The organism is Williamsia sp. 1138 (assembly GCF_002095435.2).
Taxonomy (GTDB): domain Bacteria; phylum Actinomycetota; class Actinomycetes; order Mycobacteriales; family Mycobacteriaceae; genus Williamsia.
Window position 1 is genome coordinate 28,904 of the sequence record NZ_MJEJ02000047.1, and the last position, 14,535, is coordinate 43,438.

The following is a 14,535-nucleotide window of genomic DNA, read 5'->3' on the forward strand; positions in this document are numbered from 1 at the left end:
TTATTTACTCTCCCAGTTCGATCGGGGCGCCGACGAGTGAGCCGTATTCGACCCAGCTGCCGTCGTAGTTCTTGACATTGGTCTTACCGAGGATCTGATCGAGGACGAACCAGGTGTGGCTCGAACGCTCGCCGATACGGCAGTATGCGATGGTTTCTTTGCTCTCGTCAAATCCCTTGTCGGCGTAGAGCTTTGTGAGATCTTCGTCCGACTTGAAGGTGCCGTCCTCGTTGGCGGTGGTGCTCCACGGGATGTTGATGGCTCCGGGGATGTGGCCCTTCTGCTGAGCCTGCTCCTGAGGGAGGTGGGCCGGCGCGAGGATCTTGCCCGAGAACTCATCTGGGCTACGCACGTCGACGAGGTTCTTGCTGCCGATGGCGTTGATGACCTCGTCGCGGAAGGCGCGGATGTCGTTGTTGGGTGCCTCTGCCTTGTAGGTGGCGGCGGGCAGGTTGACCTCGTCCTTCGACAGCGGGCGGCCGTCGAGTTCCCACTTCTTGCGGCCGCCGTCGATCAGCTTGACGTCCTTGTGGCCGTACAGCTTGAAGTACCAGTACGCGTATGCAGCGAACCAGTTGTTGTTGCCGCCGTACAGGACAACGGTGTCGTCGTTCGAAACGCCCTTGGCCGAGAGCAGTTCGGAGAACTGTTCCTGGTTCAGGAAGTCGCGACGGACGCCGTCCTGCAGGTCCTTGCGCCAGTCGAGACGGATGGCGCCTTCGATGTGGCCGCCCTCGTACGCCGAGGTGTCTTCGTCGACCTCGATGAAGACGGTCTTGTCTGCTTTCAGGTTCTGCTCAGCCCAGTCGGCGCTGACCAGGACATCGGAGCGAGCCATGGTTTTCCTTTCGTTGGGGGTGCGGCAGTGAGAGACCGCGATGAAGATACAGCTGTGGGTGCTTGCTGGGGCGCACAGTGATCGCCTGGGGCCAGAAGATGCGACCAGGGGTACGCCGGATGCGGCCGCAGACGAACTGCGGAGCCGCCGTTACCGGCTCAGACAGCAACAGTTGGCGATGCGACAGAAGTCGATCGCCCGGCGACGTGTGAGCATCAACTCACGGCCCAGTTGCATGGCAGTCAGCGTACCGCAGCGAAATCGGACCCGATCACGACCCTGGCAGGAAGTCCTGCGCGGTCACCACGAGCGGTTTCGCCTCCCCGTCGACGACCACATCGCTGCCCTGACTGGCCGCGGAGACGGCGCGCAGCGACCAGGGCAACGGCAGCACCGGCAGGGTCTGACTGAACTGCGCAAGCACGAAGGGAACCTCGGCGTCGGTGACGTCGCTCTCCACGTGATCGGCCGACCCCGAATACAGGGAGGTGGCGTCGATCCGTAGGGCGCCGTCACGCACGGACAGATCAGCCGAGACGCTGACCTTTTCTCGCGGCGGTGCAGTGGTGTGACCGGAATTACCCTTATCGGGCAAATTGACCGTGCCGGTCAGAACGATGCCTTTGTCGCTCGTCAGGATCCCGTCGCCCGGACCGCCGCCACCTGCCTTGTCCTCAGGCGCCGGTGTCGTCACCGTGAGGTCCTCGATACCGAGAAATCGGCCCAGATTGACCGAATCGATCTTCAGGGATCCGGTCACCTTGTCGACCCGCAGCTGCGTCGATTCGGTGATCACCCAATCGCCCCCGATGCGGTGCACCCCGGACAGCCTCGAACGGAGGTCGCCGCGACGCCCATTCCCCAGGTCAGTGCCCCTGGCTGTGATACCGATCTGCTCGTAGTCGTCGCCGGTCGCCTGCACGATGAACGGGAATCCGGTGATCGTGACCTCAGGGTCGAAGTCGAGGTCCGACGCCGCCCGAAGTGCCCGGGAATAACGGTATTCTGCGTAGGCCGCGACGGAGAAGTCGGTAACAGTCGCGACGCAGAGGACGATGAGCACCCCGGCGAGCAGTTTGCGCACCAAATCCCCTCTACACACGAATTTTGCTCGCTTCGGCAACGGCGCCGGCGGAACCCTGGCCAGGTCCCCGAGAGGACTTGTTAACGGGTACTGACTGAAATGACGCTATTCTGTCATCTATCTCGCACACGCCCGTAAGGCAGCGTACATATACGAATAATCGAGATCGGAGTGGTTTGTGGATCTCTTGTTGTTGACAGCCGATCCCACCCCTGAAGCCGTACTGCCGTCGTTGTCGCTGCTGGCTCACACCGTCCGTGTTGCACCCACCGAGGTGTCGTCGCTGATGGAGGCCGGAAACGCTGATGTCGCCATCGTTGACGCGCGGTCAGACCTTGCCGCCGCGCGTGGCCTGTGTCGGCTCTTGGGGAGTACGGGTTCGTCCGTGCCTGTCGTTGCGGTGCTCACAGAAGGTGGCCTGGTCGCCGTCAATTCGGAGTGGGGCCTCGATGACTTCCTCCTACCTGCCACGGGCCCGGCCGAACTGGATGCGCGACTGCGCCTCCTTGTCGTCCGCAGCCGTGGCGTCACTGCCGAAGAGGCCAGTGGCAAGGTCACGCTGGGCGATCTGGTCATCGATGAGGGCACGTACACGGCCCGGTTGCGCGGCCGTCCGCTCGACCTGACCTACAAGGAGTTCGAGCTCCTCAAGTACCTCGCCCAGAATGCCGGCCGGGTGTTCACCCGCGCCCAGCTGTTGCAAGAGGTGTGGGGTTACGACTTCTTCGGCGGCACCCGCACCGTGGATGTTCACGTACGACGACTGCGGGCAAAGCTCGGGAGTGAGTACGAATCGCTGATCGGAACGGTCCGGAACGTCGGCTACAAAGCGGTCCGACCGAACCGCGGTGGTCGCGGCGGAAGCTCCGAGCCTCCCGAGGATCCGACCGACGGTCCCGATCTCGACGACGTGACCGGCCCCGACGGCGTCGATTTCCCCGATCAACAGTTCAGTTCCAGCACCAATGGGAGTTGAGTCGACCCAGCGGGTCCGCGACATTGTCGCCGCGGCAACGCTCGCTGACAGGGTGGCACCGCTCGGCGAGCAGGCGGTGGCGGCGATCGGGCGTCCCGGAATCGCGGAGTTCACGGTGTCCAGCGGCGACGACGTGGTCGGATACGCCAACGTGCAACCTTCCCGCGACGGCGAACCGGCGATGATCGAACTCGTCGTCGACCCCGAGCACCGCCAGCAGGGCCACGGAAAACGCTTGCTGACAACGGTTCTCGGCCAGGTGGAGGGCGATCGGCGAGTCTGGGCGCACGGCGATCTGCCCGCGGCGAGCGCGCTGGCAGAGGATATGGGTCTGACCCCGCTTCGTGAGCTGCTCCAACTGCGTCGTCCCCTCACCGATCCGCTGCCCGATCTCCTCGTGCCCGACGATCTCGTCCTGCGCACCTACGCCGGGCCGACCGACGACCCCGAGATCCTGCGGGTGAACAACGCGGCGTTCGCGTGGCACCCCGAGCAGGGTGGCTGGAGTGCCGAGCAGATCGACGAACGGACCGGCTCCGACTGGTTCGATGCCGCGGGGGTGTTCTTGGCCTTCGACGCCGCGGACCCCGATCGACTCCTCGGGTTCCACTGGACCAAGGTGCACCCAGCGGAGGGGGACACAGCGGAATTGGGCGAGGTGTACATCGTCGGGGTGGACCCTGCCGCCCAGGGGCGGGGACTGGGCCGGATCTTGACCCTCGCGGGGCTGCATCACCTCCGTGATCTCGGTCTCGGTGAGGTCGAACTGTATGTCGAAGGCGACAACACGGCCGCGTTGAACACCTACAACAAGCTCGGATTCACTCGCTACGCCATCGATGTGGCGTACGGATAGGCCTGAACACCGCTGCTCACGAGGGTTGTTCGTACTCCTGGTGACCCGAAGGTGAACGACGCGTGTCCAGGCAGATTTTCACCTGCGCCGAACCGATGAATTCCGACACCCTTCAATTCATCTTCGGTTAACCATGTGTAGGTAATCCGTCCATGACCGGGCTCTAGCTTTCATCAGGTAGCGCGTAAGGCGTTCGGAAACTGACGTGGCATCCCGAAATCACGAGGTGTCATGAGCAAAGCCCATGGAGGAATCTTCGGTGAGAATCAAGTCAAGTGGCGCCATCGTGTGTGCGGCCGCAGTAACTGCTCTGGTGATGGCCGGCTGCAGCAGCGAGGACTCGAGCGGTGGGACCATCAGCGGTGAAGGCTCGACCGCGCAGCAGAAGGCGATGGAGCACTTCCAGACGGTGGTCGCCGACAACGGTGGCGTCGTCCTGAACTACACGGGCTCGGGCTCGGGCGACGGTGTCGCCAAGTTCCTCAGCAGCGACGTCGACTTCGCCGGATCGGATTCGGCTCTGAAGGACGACGAGATCACCGAGGCAGCGACCCGCTGCGGCGGCAACGAGGCCTGGAACCTCCCGATGGTCGCGGGCCCGGTTGCGATCGCCTACAACCTGGATGGCGTCGACAACCTCGTGCTCAACCCGACGGTCCTGGCCGGGATCTTCGATTCGAAGATCACCACCTGGAACGCGCCGGAGATCGCCGCCCTGAATCCCGGCGTGACCCTGCCGAGCACCGCGATCGTGCCGGTGCACCGCAGCGACAGCTCCGGTACCACGGACAACTTCCAGCGCTTCCTGCAGAACGCGGCTCCGCAGGCGTGGCCCTACGAACACGACAAGGCGTTCAAGGGCCAGGGCGGCTCGGCTGCGGCCAAGTCGACCGGCGTCGGCGACACCGTGAAGAAGACCCCGGGCTCGGTCACCTACGTCGAGTGGGGCTTCGCCCAGGAGAATCAGCTCGGCGTTGCCAGCCTCGACTTCGGCGCCGGAGCGACGGAACTGACCGCCGACACCTCGGCGAAGGCGCTCGACGCGGTCACGTTCAAAGACCCTAACTCGAACAACCTGGTTGTCGACACCGACGCACTGTTCTCGATCAAGGAAGCAGGTGCGTACCCGCTCCTGCTGACCACGTACGAGATCGTCTGCTCGGCGGGCTATGAAGGCGACATCCAGACGACCATCAAGGACGCCTTCACCACCATCCTCAACGAGGGCCAGGATGGACTGTCCGAGCTGGGCTACACACCGTTGCCGGATGCCTTCAAAGCTAAACTGCAGACGTCCATCGACGCTCTGAAGTGATCTGAGAGCGACGGGACTCCCAAGATGATTCGAAATGACGGTAGTCGAGGATGACTGAGCTCGACGATACGACGAGGGCGAAAGGGCACATGAGCTCCTCGACGACTCAACAAGACACCACCATCGGTGGCGGACCGGCCGGACCAGACGACTCGCTGATCAAGACAGACGGATCCGCGGTTCGCCTGGGTGACCGGATCTTCCGAACACTCTCGGTGGGTTCGGGTGTCTTCATCTCGGCGATCATCGGCTTGATCGCGCTGTTCCTGATCATCCAGGCAGTCCCGTCGCTGCTCGACAACACTGCGAACTTCCTCACCTACACCGGTCCGTGGATCACCGACGGTGACATGAAGTTCGGTATCCCAGGTCTGCTCTACGCAACCCTGCTGGTGTCGTTCATCGCACTGTTGCTCGCGATGCCGGTCGCGCTGGGTATCGCGATCTTCCTCACCGAATACGCGCCCCGGCGGCTGGTCAGCCCGATCTCCTACGTGATCGACCTGCTCGCCGCAGTGCCCTCCATCGTCTACGGCCTCTGGGGCATCCTCGTCCTGGGTCCGGCGCTGGTTCCGCTCAACGAGTGGCTGGTCGGCAACCTGGGCTTCCTCCCGTTCTTCCAGGAGCCCTCGCAGGTGGCGAACATGTCCACCGGTGGCACGATGCTGACGGCCGGGATCGTGCTCGCGGTGATGATCCTGCCGATCATCACCTCGGTCACCCGGGAGGTCTTCGTGCAGACCCCGGTCGGCCACCGCGAGGCCGCACTCGCCCTCGGCGCGACCAAGTTCGAGGTAGTCCGCGTATCGGTGATCCCCTTCGGATTCTCCGGCTACATCAGCGGATCGATGCTCGGCCTCGGTCGTGCACTCGGCGAGACGATGGCCCTGCTGCTCATCATCTCGACCGCAGGACCGATCGACTTCAACCTGATGGAGAGTGGCGAGACCTTCGCCACCAAGATCGCGAACAACGCGGCCGAGTTCGATTCCCCGGCCAAGACCGGCGCCTACATCTCGGCCGGCCTGACCCTGTTCGTCCTGACGTTCATCGTCAACTCCGCGGCCCGCGCAGTCATCACCGGACGGAAGGCCAAGTGACATGACGACACTCGACGCAAGTACCGCCCCGGTCAAGCGCACACCCTCGGGTTTCACCCCGGTCAAGCGCAGCCGCAAGATCGGCGACAAGGGTGCCGCCGTCCTGGTCACGGCAGCCGTTGTCATCGCGATGATCCCGCTGATCTGGCTGCTCTGGACCCTGGTCTCCCGCGGTTTCGAAGCGATCATCGATCCGAGCTGGTGGCAGAAGTCCGAGCTGCGCGGTGGCGCCCTCAACGCGATCATCGGCACGCTGCAGCAGACCGCCATCGCTGCGGTCATCGCCATCCCCATCGGTATCTTCGTGGCCATCTACCTGGTCGAATACGGCAACAACTCGAAACTGCAGAAGATCACGACCTTCATGGTCGACATCCTCTCGGGTGTGCCGTCGATCGTCGCCGCGCTGTTCATCTATGCGGTGTGGCGCACCACCTTTGACCTCCCGCGCTCCGGGTTCGTGGTCTCGCTGGCCCTGGTGCTCCTGATGGCGCCGATCGTGGTCCGGTCCACCGAAGAAATGCTCAAGATCGTCCCGCAGGATCTGCGCGAGGCGTCCTACGCGCTGGGCGTTCCGAAGTGGAAGACGATCGTGAGGATCGTCCTCCCGACGGCGCTCTCGGGCATCATCACCGGCGTGATGCTGGCGATCGCCCGGGTGATGGGTGAATCGGCGCCGGTCCTCATTCTCGTGGGATCGACCAAGGTGCTGAACTCCAACCCCTTCGAAGGCAATCAGCAGTCGCTGCCGCTGATGATGGTGCAGCAGTACAACAACGGTCCCGGTGCCTTCGACACGGTGTGGGGCGCCGCACTGACCCTGGTGATCCTGGTGGCGATTGTCTACTTCGGCGCCAAAGTCGTCTCGAAGGTCTTCTCGCCCAAGAAGTTCTAGCGACCTGACGAGACACAAGCAACTACCGCCGAAGCTAAAGAAAGACTCGAATCATGGCAAAGCGCCTCGACATCAAAGATCTGAACATCTACTACAGTGCCTTCCACGCAGTGAAGGACGTCAGCCTCGAAGTCCCGCCACGCTGCATTACGGCGTTCATCGGCCCGTCCGGTTGCGGCAAATCCACCGTGCTGCGCACCCTGAACCGGATGCATGAGGTCACCCCAGGTGCCCGTGTCGAAGGCAAGGTGCTGCTCGACGGCGAGGACATCTACAACAAGGGAACCGACCCCGTGTCCGTGCGCTCGACCATCGGCATGGTCTTCCAGCGTCCGAACCCGTTCCCGACGATGTCGATCAAGGACAACGTCGTCGCCGGCCTGCGTTTGCAGGGCCTGCGGGACAAGAAGCAGCTCGACGAGACGGCAGAGCGCAGCCTGCGCGGCGCGAACCTCTGGGAAGAGGTCAAGGACCGCCTCGACAAGCCCGGCGGTGGTCTCTCCGGTGGGCAGCAGCAGCGTCTGTGCATCGCCCGCGCCATCGCCGTCTCGCCCGAGGTGCTGTTGATGGACGAGCCCTGCTCGGCTCTCGACCCGATCTCGACGCTGGCCATCGAAGAGCTCATCAACGAGCTCAAGAAGGACTTCACCATCGTCATCGTCACGCACAACATGCAGCAGGCTGCGCGCGTGAGCGACCAGACCGCGTTCTTCAACCTCGCAGGCGTCGGCCAGCCAGGGCAGCTGATCGAGGTCAGCGACACCGAGACCATGTTCTCCAACCCCGCCCAGAAGGCGACGGAAGATTACATCTCCGGCAGATTTGGATAGTTCGCGCGCGGCCCAGCCCTTCGCTCCCGGGGCGCCACTGCAATGATGGATGGGTGACGGCTAAACATCCGGTCAGCGTGCTGCCCGGCCGCGGTGTCGCACTCAGGCGTGGACCATCGCTGCTGTTGGTGGACGCGGATCCGATGCGGACCAGCGCCACGCTGACCGAACTCGCGCAGCTGGCGACGGAGTCGCTCGATGGCGTCGAAGGGTCACGGCTGCGGTCGTTGACGAAATGGCTGCTCGCGAACGAGGACAGCAGTCCCGACTTCGCGGTCATCTCTTCAGACCGGCACGGCGGGCTCGAAGTGTTCGCCTACGGCGCCGCGACGGTCCGGGTGTACGTCACCGAGTTCGCGACCCCCGAGGTGATCCGGGGCGCGGACGCCGGGTTCCTGGTCCAGCGCAGTTACCCGAGCACGATCTTCGCGCTGGCGCTCACGATCGATGCGACCGACCCGCTGGCCGGGGGACCGATCGGGGCAACCGGGATCGCCCCGTCCGAGATCTTCAGTCTCGAGAAGGGGGCTGCGCCGGGCGCCGGAATGATTCTGTGGCCTTCGGCCTCGCCGTCGACGGACAGCGCCGTCTACACGATTCCCGAACCGCCCCCGGTCGCGATACCGGAACCGATCGCCGGCGATGGCGTCGTCGTCGGATCCGCAACCGCCCCGGCAGACGCGACCCCACTGGTGCCACCAACTTTCGCCGTCCGTCTCGACGACGTCCCGCCGCTGCCCAGATCGGCCCGCATCCCGCTGCCCATCGTCGGCGGGCCCCGTGCACCGGCGGCGTTCCGGCAGGGCATCGCCGAACCCACACTGGTGCCTCCGCGCGACGTCGTGGGCCCGGCCGATGCGGCGTTGTCGTCGGCGCCCACCGACGTCGCGAACCGGCCCGTCAGTGCGGTCAACCCCAAGGTCGCGCTGCGTGATCAGCAGCTACAGATCAACGGATTGCTGTGTGCCAACGGCCATATCAACGATCCCCGGCTGCCGGTGTGCACCCGCTGCGGGATCCGGATCGATCGCATGACCGGCGCACTGGTGCAAGGACCCCGCCCGCCACTGGGGCTTTTGGTGATCGACGACGGCACCACGTTCGTGGTGGCAGGTGACCTGCTGATCGGCCGCGACCCGGAGCCCATGGTGGCAAGCCGCGGCGGTATCGCGAGCGTGGGGATCGGCCCGCTCGACCCGATCCGCATCAACGACACCTCCGGCTCGATGTCGCGAGCGCATTGCGAACTGCGCCTTGTCGATTGGGAGGTTCGGGTGGTGGATGCCGGTTCGGTGAACGGAACCTACGTCCGATTGCCCAGGGCGTCGGGATGGATCACCCTGCGTCGCGGGCAGGAAGCGGTGCTGTACCCGGGGTCCCAGCTCCGGGTGGGTAGCCGGTCGCTGCTGTTCGAGGCGCCCCACGGGAGGATCAGCGATGTTCGTTGACGGCACGCCCAGCACTGATTCCCGCCGCGTCCCGCCGGTGATCGCGGACTACCGCATCGTTCGCGGGCTCGGCGCGGGAAGTCACGGTCTCTGCTACCTCGCGATACCGCCCGATCGACTGGGCCTCGAGGTCGAACACGTTGCACTGAAGGTGTTCTCGAATCCTTGTGGTGAGGATGCCTTTCATCGAGGGGCCCGAGAACTGCGGACTTTCGCAGCGGTGGACTCGGGGTACCTCGTGCACTTGTACGAGGCGGCGCTGCACGACCTCTTCATGTATTCGATGGTCTACTTCGCGGGTGGCTCGATGGCGGCCCCCGCGATGCCGCTACAGCGGGATCAGGCGCTCGCGGTGCTGGAGTGTGCGGCGAGGGGAGCGCACGACATGCACGAGGCGGGACTTGTGCACGGCGACATCAAGCCTGCCAACGTCATGATCGCCGGGACGGGTGCCGGTGGGCCGGCGGGAGCCCTCTCCGGGCTCGGATTGGCTCGGGTGATCACCGCTGCCACGGCCGTCAGCGGCATTGGGTCGTCAGCGACTCTGGAGTTCGCAGATCCGGATACCCTGGTCGGTCAGACACCCTCTCGTGCAACGGATTTGTGGGCGCTCGGGGCCACCATCCATCGGGCGTTGACCGGTGAGGGGCTGTACGGCGAATTGCCCGACATGCAGCCACTGGTCGCAATCCGTACCGTACAGTCGACCAAGCCCAGGCTCAGTGAGTCGCTGTCACCCGCCGAGCGTGACCTGATCTCAGAATGCCTTGCACCGCACAGTGATCGTTTCAGGACTGCAGCCGAACTCGCCGAACGGATCGCGGCACTTCGTTCGTCGTCACGCTGAATCATTCTGCAGCACAACGACAAAAGCACACTCTCCAGTCAAAATCACATGTTGCAACGTGTGATTCTGACCGGAGCGTGTGCTTCTGTGGAGAAGAGTCAGACCTCGATGAACTGTTCCGGGGTCTGACCGGTCGCCTGGAAGACGACTCGCCGGCCGATCAGCACGGCGTGGTCGGCGAAGCGCTCGTAGTAGCGACCCAGCAGGGTCACGTCGACGGCCGCCGCGACGCCGTGGCTCCACTCGCGGTCCATCAGCACGGTGAACAGGTGACGGTGCAGGTCGTCCATCGCGTCGTCGTCGTCCTGCAGCTTCAGGGCGTCTTCCGGGTTCTGGGTGGTCAGCACCTCGCGAGCGTTCGACGCCATGGTGATCGCCAGCCGGCCCATCTCGGCAAAGTAGCCGTTGACCTCTTCCGGCAGTGCCTTGGCGGGGTGCCGGCGGCGCGCGACCTTCGCGACGTGGAGGGCCAGCGCACCCATCCGGTCGATGTCCGCGACGATCTGGAAACCGCTGACGATCGAGCGCAGGTCGCCGGCAACCGGTGCCTGCAGCGCGAGGATGGCGAACGCCCGTTCCTCGGCTTGGGTCGACAAGGTCGTCAGGTGTTCATGGCTCCCGATGACCTCCTCGGCGACCGCGAGGTCCGCCTGGAGCAACGCCTGGGTGGATCGTTCCATCGCCACCCCGGCCAGTTCGCACATCTGTCCCAGAACTCCGTTGAGTTCCGCCATCTGCTCAATGTAGGCACTACGCATGTATCAACCGTACTGCCACAATCGGTGTAATTGGTGGTCGGCCGGTGAACTGCGAATGAACGAGTGTCCGACGTCTGGGGATCAGCTGCAGCTGGTGTCGCCGGCGTTGGTCACCGTGAGGTCGTTGGGCAGTTCGCCGCCGTCGGCTTCGCGGGCCAGCTCGTCCGCGCTGATCTGCGCACCCTCATACGGCGCCTCGCCGAGCTCGCCGGTGAACGAACTGCCGACGATCACCTCGATTCCCGCCTCGAGGTTCGGGTCCGACTGGATGGACGCGCCCGGGAACATCTGCGCCACGGTCGCGGCGGCAGCCTGCTGACCTGCGCCGTAGCGGACGACCGTGTCGGTCCGGTTCTCCGAGGCATCCGCGACGCCGTTCACCTGGTATCCCTGCGCCGCCAGGCTCTCGGAGATGCCGCTCGCGACGCCGGTGGTGCCGGTGCCGTTCAGGATGCGCAACGAAACGGCGTACGGCGACACCGCGTTGACGGTGGTCACGGATGGTTTCGGCGCCGCCGAGGTGGTGGGCGTGGTCGTTGTTTTGCTCGAGGTGGTGGATGGTGCTTCCTGCTTCTCGCCGGGCAGCGGCTCATCGTTGATGATGGCATCGAAGATGGCGCGGATGTCGTCGTCACGCGGGATCTCGTTGCCTGAACCGTCTTCGGCGGTTCCTGACGTCGGAGCGGTCAGGAAGGTCACCCGGCCGGCGTCGAGACCCTGCATCGATTGCGCGAGTTGCAGCAGGTCGTCGGTGTTGACCTGGTCGACGAAGCTGTACTTGATGAAGGTGTCGATGATGCCGTTGAGGGTCGCCGGGTTGGCGAGCACCTTGCTGGAGAGAGAGGCACGCAGCAGCGATGACATGAAGAGTTGCTGACGCTTGATCCGACCGTAGTCGCCGGTGCCCTCGGTCTCGATGTTGCGGGCGCGTACGTAATCGAGCGCCTTGCCGCCCCTGAGCGTCTGCTTTCCCGCCTTGGTCAGGATCGGGCCGAGTTCGTAATCATTGAGCGGAACCGTCGAACAGACCTCGACGCCGCCGATCTTGTCGACCACCTTCTCGAAACCGTAGAAATCCATGGCGATGAAGTGGTTGATGTTCAGTCCGCTGATGTCGGTGAGGGTTTCGACCATGCACTTCGGGCCGCCCTCCCCGTACACGCTGTTCAACTTCACGCCGTCGGCCGGTGGCAGCACATCGGTGGTGTACGCGCCGGCGTCGTTGTTCCAGCCGACACACTCGGGGCGGTTCACCTGCAGGTCACGTGGGAAGGACACCGCGACCACGCGACTGCGGTCGGCAGGAATGTTGACCAGCAATACGGTGTCCGAACGCGCAGCGCCCTCGAACAGTTCGGCACCGCCGGCGCCCATCTTGCCGTTCTCCCCGGATCGGGTGTCGGTGCCGACGATGAGGTAGGTCTCGTCACCGGTCTGGAGCTGCTTGTCGCGGATCTTCTCGCTGTCGGAGTTGACCGCGTCGACGGTGTTCCAGTTGCCGTCCTTGACCTTCTGATATCCCCAGACGACACCGGTGCCGAGCAGGGCCATCACGCAGGCGACTGCGATGACGACGCGACCGGTGATGGTGGCGGTGCGGATGAGGTGCAGACGATCGCGTTGGCTCCGGGGGGCGGCATGGCGTCTGCCGCCGCCGGTGGCCACCGGCGCGACCGTGCGGGGGACCCGGGTGGTGGGGTTGTCGTCGTCCGCAGGGGGAGCGGGGGGAACCTGCCCCTGCGATTCGCTCGAAGCGCGGCGGGCGGTGGCGGTGCCCGACAGATCGGGGCTGTTGTCGGTGTCGACCGGAGCGATGTACCGGGTCACCTCGACATCGTCGGCGGCAGCGTCGGGCTGATCCGGGCCACGGGGGGTGGCCGGGATGACCTCGGTGTTGGGTTCGTCGGCCGGCGGGCGGCCGGTGGCGCCGAGAATCGTCTCGGTGGGCGCATCGGCCGGCCGGAAACGTCGCGGCCGGCGGGCAGGCTGGTCGGCGGCTGACTGTGGCCCCGGAGCGCCGGCAGGCGGTGGGGTGTCGGCATCCGGACTGCCGGCGGCGTTCATCCGGTTGAGCAGTTCGCGGACCGTCAGGCGGTTGTCGCCCGAGCGTGGATCGTTGGGGCGAACGGCGGGCTCGCGCAGGACCTCGTCAGACGGTGCACCGAGCCGACGGCGAATCTCGTTGCGGCGTTCTTCGGGCGTGCGCCCCCGCAGTTCGTCGTCGCTCACACATGTTCCTTAGGCCTCATGGGCGCCGGGCTGGATCTCAGGCCCGATGGACTCTGGCCAGCCGGGCACGGCGCGGTGTCGATGATACTGGGCCGACCGCGTGAGGAGGGTGTGGCAAGGGGATACACATCGTTCACGACGCGTTCGCATTCGACAACATGAAACCGGCGTTTCCAGATGCAGGATTCGCGGAGGCGAACTCAGCCGCCGGAATGCATCACCTCGGCGCCGTCCGGAACGGCCTCGTCGTCGGGATCGTCGAGCCAGCCGTCGGGGAGTGCGACCGCGGACGGTGAGCCCTGCCGACCGCGAGGACCGTGACCGTCGGCCGGAAAGGGCACGTCAGCGGGTAGTTGACCGACGAGGTCGGCGAGCTGCTGCACAGTCTCCACCAACGCCATCTCGCGCCGCAGCTCCGAACCGACCGGAAAACCGCGCAGGTACCAGGCGACGTGTTTGCGGATCTCTCGCATGCCCTTGAACTCCCCGTGATGATCGGAGAGGAGTTGTCCGTGCCGAATGATGATCTGCGCCACTTCGCCGAGATTTGGTGCCGCTGGGGCAGGTGTGCCGTTCAACTCGGCGCTCAACTCGGCGAAGAACCATGGCCTACCGAGGCAGCCGCGGCCGATCACCACGCCGTCGCACCCGGTCTGCTGCATCATCCTGGTGGCGTCGCCGGGCTCGAAGATGTCGCCGTTGCCCAACACCGGCACCTCGGTGACGTGTTCCTTGAGGCGGGCGATCTCATCCCACGCCGCGGTGCCCGAGTAGCGCTGCGATGCCGTACGAGCGTGGAGTGCAACGGCTTTGGCGCCCTGCTCAGCGGCGATGCGGCCCGCGTCCAGGTGGGTGTGATGGTCGTCGTCGATGCCGATCCGGAACTTGACGGTCACCGGGATATCGGTGCCCTCGGTCGCCCGGACAGCTGCGGCGACGATGTTGGCGAAGAGGCGGCGCTTGTAGGGGATCGCCGATCCGCCGCCCTTGCGGGTCACCTTCGGGACGGGGCAGCCGAAATTCATGTCGATGTGGTCGGCAAGGTTCTCGTCGACGATCATCTTCGCGGCGGCGTAGGTGTACTCGGGATCAACCGTGTACAGCTGCATCGACCGGGGATTCTCGTCCGGACCGAACGTGGTCATGTGCATGGTGACCGGATGACGCTCGGTCAGAGCACGTGCGGTGACCATCTCGCACACATACAACCCCGCCACCGTGCCGGTGCGGGCCAGCTCGAGCTCGCGGCACAACGTTCTGAACGCAACATTTGTGACCCCGGCCATGGGGGCGAGGACCACCGGGCTCGAGAGCTCGATGGACCCGATGCGCAGAGACGAAGGCGAAGCCGGAGCTCGA

At 64.9% G+C, this 14,535-nt stretch carries 13 protein-coding genes; 8 read left to right on the forward strand and 5 right to left on the reverse strand.

Going from position 1 to position 14,535, the window contains the following annotated elements:
- Positions 1 to 4: 4 nt before the first annotated feature.
- Entirely contained in the window at positions 5 to 838 is an 834-nt protein-coding gene (locus BH683_RS17385) for a sulfurtransferase (protein ID WP_084837543.1), read from the reverse strand.
- Positions 839 to 1,109: 271 nt separating this feature from the next.
- On the reverse strand, positions 1,110 to 1,922 hold the full coding sequence (locus tag BH683_RS17390) for an LmeA family phospholipid-binding protein (protein ID WP_168187067.1): 813 nt from the start codon (positions 1,920 to 1,922) through the stop codon (positions 1,110 to 1,112).
- A gap of 178 nt (positions 1,923 to 2,100) precedes the next feature.
- On the opposite strand from BH683_RS17390, the gene BH683_RS17395 reads away from it, so the two are divergent.
- The 8 genes from BH683_RS17395 (at position 2,101) to BH683_RS17430 (ending at position 10,189) form a co-directional block, all read left to right on the forward strand.
- On the forward strand, positions 2,101 to 2,898 hold the full coding sequence (locus BH683_RS17395; RefSeq protein ID WP_084837545.1) for a response regulator transcription factor: 798 nt from the start codon (positions 2,101 to 2,103) through the stop codon (positions 2,896 to 2,898).
- Positions 2,888 to 3,754 carry a mycothiol synthase gene (gene mshD, locus BH683_RS17400; protein WP_084837546.1) on the forward strand — a complete coding sequence of 289 codons (867 nt, stop codon included), beginning with the start codon at positions 2,888 to 2,890 and terminating at the stop codon, positions 3,752 to 3,754. The genes BH683_RS17395 and mshD overlap by 11 nt, the downstream gene beginning before the upstream one ends.
- 259 nt (positions 3,755 to 4,013) lie before the next feature.
- Positions 4,014 to 5,069, forward strand: a complete 1,056-nt coding sequence (pstS, locus tag BH683_RS17405) for a phosphate ABC transporter substrate-binding protein PstS (protein WP_084837726.1) — start codon at positions 4,014 to 4,016, stop codon at positions 5,067 to 5,069.
- Positions 5,070 to 5,119: 50 nt separating this feature from the next.
- Positions 5,120 to 6,169, forward strand: a complete 1,050-nt coding sequence (gene pstC, locus BH683_RS17410; RefSeq protein ID WP_084837547.1) for a phosphate ABC transporter permease subunit PstC — start codon at positions 5,120 to 5,122, stop codon at positions 6,167 to 6,169.
- Position 6,170: 1 nt separating this feature from the next.
- Positions 6,171 to 7,064 (forward strand): phosphate ABC transporter permease PstA, encoded by an 894-nt coding sequence (gene pstA, locus BH683_RS17415; RefSeq protein ID WP_084837548.1) that lies wholly within the window; start codon positions 6,171 to 6,173, stop codon positions 7,062 to 7,064.
- Positions 7,065 to 7,117: 53 nt separating this feature from the next.
- Positions 7,118 to 7,894, forward strand: a complete 777-nt coding sequence (gene pstB, locus BH683_RS17420) for a phosphate ABC transporter ATP-binding protein PstB (protein ID WP_084837549.1) — start codon at positions 7,118 to 7,120, stop codon at positions 7,892 to 7,894.
- Between the two features lie 53 nt (positions 7,895 to 7,947).
- A complete protein-coding gene (locus tag BH683_RS17425; RefSeq protein ID WP_143696075.1) occupies positions 7,948 to 9,342 on the forward strand; it encodes an FHA domain-containing protein in 1,395 nt (464 codons plus the stop codon).
- Positions 9,332 to 10,189, forward strand: coding sequence for a protein kinase (locus BH683_RS17430; RefSeq protein ID WP_084837551.1), 858 nt, complete (start codon positions 9,332 to 9,334; stop codon positions 10,187 to 10,189). The genes BH683_RS17425 and BH683_RS17430 overlap by 11 nt, the downstream gene beginning before the upstream one ends.
- A gap of 98 nt (positions 10,190 to 10,287) precedes the next feature.
- On the opposite strand, the gene phoU is transcribed toward BH683_RS17430, so the two are convergent.
- From phoU to dusB, 3 genes are all read right to left on the reverse strand, one after another.
- Positions 10,288 to 10,947, reverse strand: coding sequence for a phosphate signaling complex protein PhoU (phoU, locus tag BH683_RS17435; RefSeq protein WP_084837552.1), 660 nt, complete (start codon positions 10,945 to 10,947; stop codon positions 10,288 to 10,290).
- Positions 10,948 to 11,028: 81 nt separating this feature from the next.
- Positions 11,029 to 13,176 (reverse strand): LCP family protein, encoded by a 2,148-nt coding sequence (locus BH683_RS17440; RefSeq protein WP_084837553.1) that lies wholly within the window; start codon positions 13,174 to 13,176, stop codon positions 11,029 to 11,031.
- 200 nt (positions 13,177 to 13,376) lie between these two features.
- Positions 13,377 to 14,510, reverse strand: a complete 1,134-nt coding sequence (gene dusB / locus BH683_RS17445; protein WP_094647555.1) for a tRNA dihydrouridine synthase DusB — start codon at positions 14,508 to 14,510, stop codon at positions 13,377 to 13,379.
- Positions 14,511 to 14,535 lie beyond the last annotated feature (25 nt).

Bases quoted from the DNA above. Each gene is read 5' to 3' on its own strand.
- BH683_RS17385 (WP_084837543.1), bottom strand. From the start codon at position 838: ATGGCTCGCTCCGATGTCCTGGTCAGCGCCGACTGGGCTGAGCAGAAC.
- mshD (WP_084837546.1), top strand. From the start codon at position 2,888: ATGGGAGTTGAGTCGACCCAGCGGGTCCGCGACATTGTCGCCGCGGCA.
- pstC (WP_084837547.1), top strand. From the start codon at position 5,120: ATGACTGAGCTCGACGATACGACGAGGGCGAAAGGGCACATGAGCTCC.
- pstA (WP_084837548.1), top strand. From the start codon at position 6,171: ATGACGACACTCGACGCAAGTACCGCCCCGGTCAAGCGCACACCCTCG.
- pstB (WP_084837549.1), top strand. From the start codon at position 7,118: ATGGCAAAGCGCCTCGACATCAAAGATCTGAACATCTACTACAGTGCC.
- BH683_RS17430 (WP_084837551.1), top strand. From the start codon at position 9,332: ATGTTCGTTGACGGCACGCCCAGCACTGATTCCCGCCGCGTCCCGCCG.
- phoU (WP_084837552.1), bottom strand. From the start codon at position 10,947: ATGCGTAGTGCCTACATTGAGCAGATGGCGGAACTCAACGGAGTTCTG.